Annotated in this window: 2 protein-coding genes; one reads left to right on the top strand and one right to left on the bottom strand. The window is 65.6% G+C overall.

Annotated elements, in window-relative coordinates:
- Nucleotides 1-83: 83 nt before the first annotated feature.
- Complete coding sequence (locus tag M5G17_RS09475) at nucleotides 84-6,446, bottom strand: non-ribosomal peptide synthetase (RefSeq protein ID WP_273892673.1); 6,363 nt, start codon at nucleotides 6,444-6,446, stop codon at nucleotides 84-86.
- Between the two features lie 304 nt (nucleotides 6,447-6,750).
- Between M5G17_RS09475 and M5G17_RS09470 the strand changes: the two genes are divergently transcribed.
- Nucleotides 6,751-7,521: a helix-turn-helix transcriptional regulator gene (locus M5G17_RS09470; RefSeq protein ID WP_273892672.1), complete on the top strand. Its 771-nt coding sequence runs from the start codon at nucleotides 6,751-6,753 to the stop codon at nucleotides 7,519-7,521.
- The last annotated feature ends 54 nt before the right edge of the window (nucleotides 7,522-7,575 follow it).

The raw sequence follows: 7,575 nt of genomic DNA, 5'->3' as shown, positions 1-7,575 counted from the left end.
AATGGATCATGACCGGCCGGTCTGACATGGGAAGCCGGGACAAGGCCGCTCTAGCCCGGGGCCGCCAGGCGGCCCCGGGTATTTCACAGACGCCGCCGCGTGCCCAGGCTCGGGATGGTCGTCTCGGGAATGGCCACCTGCAGCGGCTGGCGCTGGGTGCTGGCCGCAAGGCCCGCCAGGGTCGGCTGGCTGAACAAGGTCCGTGCATCGACATGCAACCCGGCCTGGCGCATGCGCGCCACCAGGTTGACGGCAAGCAGCGAATGGCCCCCCAGTTCGAAGAAGTTGTCGTCGCGACCGACTTGCTCGATTTTCAGCACCTGGGTCCAGATGTCTGCCAGCGCCGTTTCCAGCTCGCCCTGCGGCGCCTGGTAGGTGCGGCTGATCACCGCTTCGGCGCCGGGGGCCGGCAGCGCCTGGCGATCGACCTTGCCATTGCTGCTCAGCGGCAGTTGCGCCAGCGCCACGTACGCCGACGGCACCATGTATTCGGGCATGCGCGCCAGCAAGTGGTTGCGCAGGACTTCCAGGGCCGGCGTACGGGCACCTTCGCAACAGGTGAAATAGGCCACCAGACGCTCTTCGCGCATCAGCACCACGCACTGGCTGATCGCCGGGTGCGCGACCAGCAATGCCTCGATCTCGCCGAGCTCGACCCGCAGCCCACGCAGCTTGACCTGAAAATCGTTGCGGCCGAGAAAGTCGAGCTGGCCGTCCTGGCGGTAGCGCACCAGATCGCCGGTACGGTACAAGCGATCGCCGTCAACGAAGGGGCTGGCGATAAAACGTTGCGCCTGCAAGTCCGGTAGCCCCAGGTAGCCACGCGCCACGCCGACGCCACCGATGTGTAACTGCCCCACCGCACCCAGCGGCACCGGGCGGTCATGGGCATCGAGCACATACAGCTGGGTGTTGGCGATCGGCCGGCCGATTGGCGGCACCTGTAGCGGCAGCGGTTCATCGGCCCGCAGGGTCCAGGCCGTGCTGTCCACGGTGGCCTCGGTAGGACCATAGACGTTGTGCAAGCGCACCTTAGGCAGACGCTGGCGCACACTGGCCAGCAATGCCAGGGTCAGCTCGCCACCGCCGCAGAAGATGTCAGTCAGGCTGGTGCAGTACTCGACGCCTGGCTCCTCGAGAAACTGGTGCAGCAGTGCCGGCACGAACTTGATCAGCGTCACCTGGCGTGCCTGGATCAATTGCACCAGGTAGGCCGGATCGCGGTGCCCGTCCGGCCGCGCCAGGACCAGGCGCAGGCCCGCCGTCAGCGGCCAGAACAGCTCCCACACCGAGCCATCGAAGGTGAACGGCGCCCGTTGCAGCAAGGCATCGCCCGGCCGTGGCGGGCAGATCTGCGAGCCCCAGTGCATCAGGTTGCACAGGCCGCGATGCTCGATCATCACCCCCTTGGGCGTGCCCGTGGAGCCCGAGGTGTACATCACGTAGGCCAACTGCGCCGGGCCCAGCCCCGGGACCTGTGGATTTTGATCAGCGCCGACTTGCCAAGCGTCCTGGTCCAGGTCCAGAAGCGTTACCCGCGACGGCTCGAACAGGCCGCGGGTGGCACCGTGCACCAACAGTACCTGGGGCGCGCTGTCAGCCAGCAAAAACTGCAGGCGCTCGGCCGGGTAACCAGGGTCCAGGGGCACGTAGGCGCCACCGGCCTTGAGCACTCCAAGCAAGGCGACCATCATTGCCACCCCACGCTCAACGCAGACCGCCACCCGGGTATCGGGACCGACGCCAAGGCTCAGCAGGCGATGAGCCAGGCGATTGGCCTGGGCATTGAGGGTCTGGTAGTCGAGGCTGGCTTCCTCGCTCTGCAGCGCGATGGCCTGTGGCGTGCGCCGCACCTGGGCCTCGAACAGCGCCGGCAGCGTCTGATCCAGCGGGCTTTTGCGGTCGTCGGTGTTGTTGAAACCGTGTAACAGGCACTGCAACTCCGCGGCAGGCACACTGCACAGCGCCTCCAGCGCGCCATGCCCGCCCTCGGCCAAGGCCTGGCCCAGTTGCCGCAAGGTACTCGACAGCGCGTCCAGCAGCCGTTGCGCACCGATCGCCCGTGGCGCACGGACGGCCAACTGCAGGGTCTGCTCCTGATCATCCACGGTCAGCACCAGGCCATGGCTGAGTACTTCGCTGGCCTCGACCAGGGTCACCCCCGGCAGTACCTGGCCCTGCACCACCGCGCCATAGCGGTAGTTGATCAGGCTGTTGAACAACGGCGTGCCCGCCGCCAGGCCGCTGCAGCGCTGGGCCAGAAGCAAAGGCGCATCCTCATGGCCCAGCAGTGCAGCCAGGCGCCCATGGGTTGCCACCAGGGCCTGGCTGACCGATTGCCCGGCGAGGTTGACCCGCAGCGGCAGGCTGTTGATGAACATGCCCATGGCGCGATCGGCGTTCTTGCCGGCCATGGCCCGCCCCAGCAGTACCGTGCCGACGGTGACCTCGTCGACCACCGCCAGGGTACCGAGCACCTGGGCCCAGGCAAGGTGCAGGAGGCTGGCAAGGCTGGCGCCCTGCTGGCGGGCCATTGTGCGCAAGGTGGCGGTCAGCACGTCATCGAGGTGCTCGCTGCAGGTGTGCAGTTGATCCTCATCAACCACCGCACCGCCCAGGCCCGGGATGGGCACAGGCGCCTCGACGCCGGCCAGTTGCTCGCGAAAGAACGCCTGGTGACGGGCCTGGCGCTCGGCAGCGCCACTGAGCGCAACATAGTCACGGTACGCCACCGGCTCAGGCAGTTGCTCACCACCCCCGGCCATGAACGCTTCGAGTTCGCCCAGCAGTACCTGGATGGACACCGCGTCGTTGACCAGGTGATGGAACCGCAGCAACCCCAGCCAGCGCCCCTGCTGGCGATCTTCGGCGGTGACCAGCGCCATCATCGGCGCCCGGCGCAGGTCCAGCGGCCGTTGCTGCGGATCGTAATCACTGCGCAGTTGCGCGCCGACGTCGCCCGCCTGGGCAACCTGGTTCCAGGTTTCGACCTGCAGGTGAGCCTTGCGCCATACCACTTGCTGAGGCTGTTCAAGATCCTCCCAGACCAGGCTCGTGCGCAGGATGTCGTGGCGCTCGATTACCCGCTGCAGGGCCTGGGCAAAGGCTGCCAGGCAGTGCGGGTCGGCAAAGGCGAACAACACCTGTTGTTGGTAAGGGTCGCGCGCATCGGTGACATGATGGTAGAGCAGGCCCTGCTGCAGCGGCGCCAGCGGATAGATCTCCTGCACGTTGGCGGCACCCCCGGGCACCGTTGCGACGATGCGCTCGATGGCCGCCTGGTCAAGCTCGGTGAGCACAAGCAGCTCGGGGGTAATGTGTTGACAGTCGACCGGGACCCGGTTGGCCGGGACCTGCGCGGCCTCGCCAACCACCACGGCGGCGGCCAGACTGGCCAGGGTCGATTGGCCGTACAGCACCTGCACATCAGCCTGCAGGCCCTGTTGGCGCATGCGTCCGATCAGTTGCACCGCCAGCAGCGAATGGCCGCCCAGTTCGAAGAAATGGTCCTGGCGCCCTACCCGTTCGACCTTCAGCAACTCGGCCCACAAGGCCGCCAGGCGTTGCTCGACCTCACCCTGCGGCGCCTCATGCACCCGCCGAACCTTGGCTGCATCATCGGCCACAGGTAGCGCGCGGCGATCCAGCTTGCCGTTGGCGGTCAGCGGCCAGGCCCTCAGGTGGGTGTAGGCACCCGGCAGCAATGCCGCCGACAGGCGCTGGCGCAGGTGCTCGTGCAACTCCAGCGGGGTAGCCGCTGCATCGCCAATGAACCAGGCCTGCAACTGGCCGTTGCGCAGCAGCACCACGCACTCGCGCACCCGGGGATGGCTAGCCAGGGCCGCCTCGATTTCTGCAAGCTCGACCCGTACGCCACGGATCTTCACCTGGTCGTCGTTGCGCCCAAGGTATTCCAGGTTGCCGTCGGCGTTCCAGCGCACCAGGTCGCCAGTACGATACATCCGCGCATTGGCAGCGTCGCTGAACGGGTCGTTGAGAAAGCGTTCGGCCGTAAGCTGCGGGCGGTTCAGATAGCCACGGGCTACGCCGCTACCGCCGATGTAGAGCTCACCGACTGCGCCGATTGGCAACAACCGATGCTGGCCGTCGAGCACGTAGACACGGGTGTTGGCCACTGGCGCACCGATATGCAGCGGCTGGCCTGCCTGAACCTGCCCGGCAGTGGCTACCACCGTGGCTTCGGTGGGGCCGTAGTTGTTGATCACCCGGTAGCGCTGCTCACGGCCCAGACGGCGCAGGCGGTCACCGCCGACCAGCAAGGTTTTCAGGGTCGGATGCAACTCTCCCTGGGCGAAGGCATGCTCAGCCACCGGCGTCGGCAGAAAGCTCACATCCAGCGGCTGGGCACGCCACCAGCGCAGCAAGGCCTCGATATCCTCGGCGCCGTCGCGTACCGGCGCCAGGTGCAGGGTCGCGCCGCTGCACAGTGCCGGCCAGACTTCCCAGGCCATGGCATCGAAGCCGAAACCGGCCAGGCACGACTGCTGGCGGCCGGGGCCCAGCTCAAAGGCACTGCAACTCCAGTCGACCAGGTTGGCGAGCATGCGATGCTCGACCATCACCCCTTTCGGCTCGCCGGTGGAGCCTGAGGTGTAGATGACATAGGCCAGGTTGTTGGCGCTCTGGGCCACCGTCACCAGGCGACTGTCCAGCGCCTCGCTCCAGTCACAGCAATCGAGTTCGATCTGTGGCCGACCATGGGCAGGCAGGCGCTCGCTCAGCGAAGCCTGCGTCAGCACCACCTGCGGCGCGCTGTCATCGAGCAAGTAGGCCAGGCGCTCACGGGGTTGCGCAGGGTCGATCGGTACGTAAGCAGCGCCGCTCTTGAGCACCGCCAACAAGCCAACCAGGGTGTCCAGCCCGCGCCGGGCGACCACCGCGACACGTTGCTCAGGCTGAGTGCCCAGAGCGATCAGGTGCCGGGCAAGGATATCGGCCCGGCGGTTCAACTCGCCATAGCTCAGTTGCTGGCCGTTGTGCAGGGCCGCCACTGCGTGCGGCCAGGCCCCCGCCTGAGCCTCGATCCGCCGATGGATCAGCGCCTGGCACGCGGCGGGCACCGAGGTGGCGTTCCAGGCATGCAAGCGTGCGTGCTCGCTGTCGGTCAGCAGGTCGAAGGCAGCAATGCTCAGTTCCGGTCGTTGCAAACCCTGCTCCAGCACACAAAGCAAACGCTCGGCCAGCGCCTGGACCTCCTCGGCACTGAACCAGGCGTGGCTGTAAACCAGGTGCAGGCAGGCCTTGGCGCTGTGACTGTTACTGCGCAGGTGAATACTCAGGGGCGTCGGACCATGGCCGTTGCAGATCATCACGGAATGGCTGGCCGTTTGGCCAAAGCGCAGCTCATTGTCGTCTTCTTCGTAGGACAGCATCAGTTCGAACAGCTGCGAGCGCTCCTCGCGCTGCGCGCCCAGCGCCCGGTTCAGGTCGCTCAACGAGAAGCGCTGATGACGAAAGTCCTGTTTGAGGGTGTCGCCAATGGCGCGCACAAGCGCTGCAAACGACTGGCTGCGGCCAAAGTCCATGTGCAAGGCGCTGACCTGACTGAACAAACCCATGGTTGCCTTGAACCGTGCGTTGCTGCGGTTGCGCACCGGCAGGCCGAGCACCCACTCGTCACGTTGCCAGGTACGTGCGCAACACACATGCAAGGCCGCCAGCAACACATGAAACGCGGAGGCCTGCAGGTCCTGCGCCAGTTGCCGCATGCGCGTCAGCAGCCCGGCATCGAAGGGCAGTTCAAGGGCCGCCGTGGGCTCGGCCTGGACCAATACGCCACGCTCGCGAGGTGCCAGCAAAGGATCCGGCAACTGCTTGTATTTGGCCAGCCAGTAGTCACGATCACGGGCCTGACGCGTCGACTGCTGATAGTGGGCGTCGTCATCGATGAAGTCGCGGTAGGACGGCGCCGTATCCGGCAAGGGTTGGCCCTGTTCAAGCAAGCGATAGCAGTCGACGGTCTGCTTGAACATCTGGTCTATCCCCCAGCCGTCGAGGATCAGGTGGTGGGTATGCACGGCAAACAGGTAGCGCCGCTCAGCCAGGCGAATCAGCATCGTCCCCCACAAGGGTGACACCTCCAGCGCATAGGGGCGCTGCAGCCGGGCCTTCATCAAGGCCTGCGCAGCGGCCAACGGCTCGGGGCTGGCGCGCAGATCATGCTCGCTCAGGTCAACTGCCAGCGCATCGGTAAAACACTGGCGCGGCACACCGTTGTCCTCGCCCTGCGCCACCAGCACCGTGCGCAGGCTTTCGTGCAGGCCCATCAGGTGCACCAGCGCCTGGCGTAGCCGACCGGCATCGATATCACCGTCGAAGTCGACATAGGCGCCAACGTTGTACCGCGGCGAGTCGCCATGGCTGATCTGATCCAGCCAGATGTCACGCTGGGAGGCGGTAAGGGCAAAGGTGTGGGCGGCGGGCATGGGTCGGCGGATCCTGATGGTTGATCATCTGCCGATTCAAGCACTGCCCTGCCAGCGTGCATGACCCCTTAAACCCGGACAGGCACAGGCCTGATGACGGCTGCTGAAAATCGCGTAGGAGATTGGCCATCCGCCAACATTCGCCATTGCCTGAGTAGGAATAAGTGGCATTTTCTGTCCCTGTTTTCCATTACAGACGCATCAGCAACACGCGGGCTTGAATACCCTCACCCTTCGTACAGCCCTCGGAGAACTCGACCGCGAGATACCCGCCGTGATGCTTTGACTCAAGGATGACCAGGATATGAAGCAGACCGACAGCCTCGCCTACCGCCCCGACCCGCAGTTGTACCTGCAACTGGGCGAATTGATCGCCAGCACCGGCGCCCAAGCCTTTGCCCAGCAGATGCTGCGCCTGGTCGATGCCCAGGTGCCGATCCACAAGCTTGACCTCAGTGAGTGGACCCTGGACTTGCGCCAGGCCAGTGTCAGCCGCATCAAGGTGCTGGGCAGTGCCGGCCTTGAACAGGATCTGCCGAGCATGGACTACCTGCACCACCCGCTGCTGCAATCGATCATGCAAATGAAGGACCCGCTACTGATCGAGTTCAGGGCCCCGCCCAACGCCCGCCAGCAGCCCCACAGCGCCCACCAGTGCAACCTGGTTTCACGCAGTGGCAACCGCCGCTGGGTGATCTGCTTTCATCGCCTGCCCAGCCAGCGCGGCTTTTCCCTGAGCGAACTGTCGCAGCTCAAAAGCCTGTCCGACACCTTGCTGCCGCTGGTCGAGCACCATGGCCAGCTTCTTGAGCAAGGCGCCGGATGCGCCCTGACGGAACTGGACGCCGGCTCCTTGCGCCACGCCTTCGGTGAACGCCTGGCACAAGGTTCGATCAATCTCTCGGTCCGCGAACAGGAAGTGTGCATGGGCTTGTTGACCGGCGGTACGGTACCGCAACTGGCACAACGGCTGAACCTGAAGACCAGTTCGATCGAGACCTACCTCAAGCGCGCCACCGCCAAGCTGGGGGTCAGTGGCCGCCATGGCCTGTCGAAATGGATGGCCGGCGCCTGAGCGTTCTCGATGCATGGGTATCAGCGCACTCGCGCCTTGCACCAAGGCTGAGCA

The sequence above is a fragment of the Pseudomonas rubra genome (genome assembly GCF_028656935.1).
GTDB classification, from domain to species: Bacteria; Pseudomonadota; Gammaproteobacteria; order Pseudomonadales; family Pseudomonadaceae; genus Aquipseudomonas; species Aquipseudomonas rubra.
Note: the sequence above shows the minus strand (reverse complement) of the source record. Positions and strands in the feature narration are given on the sequence as shown.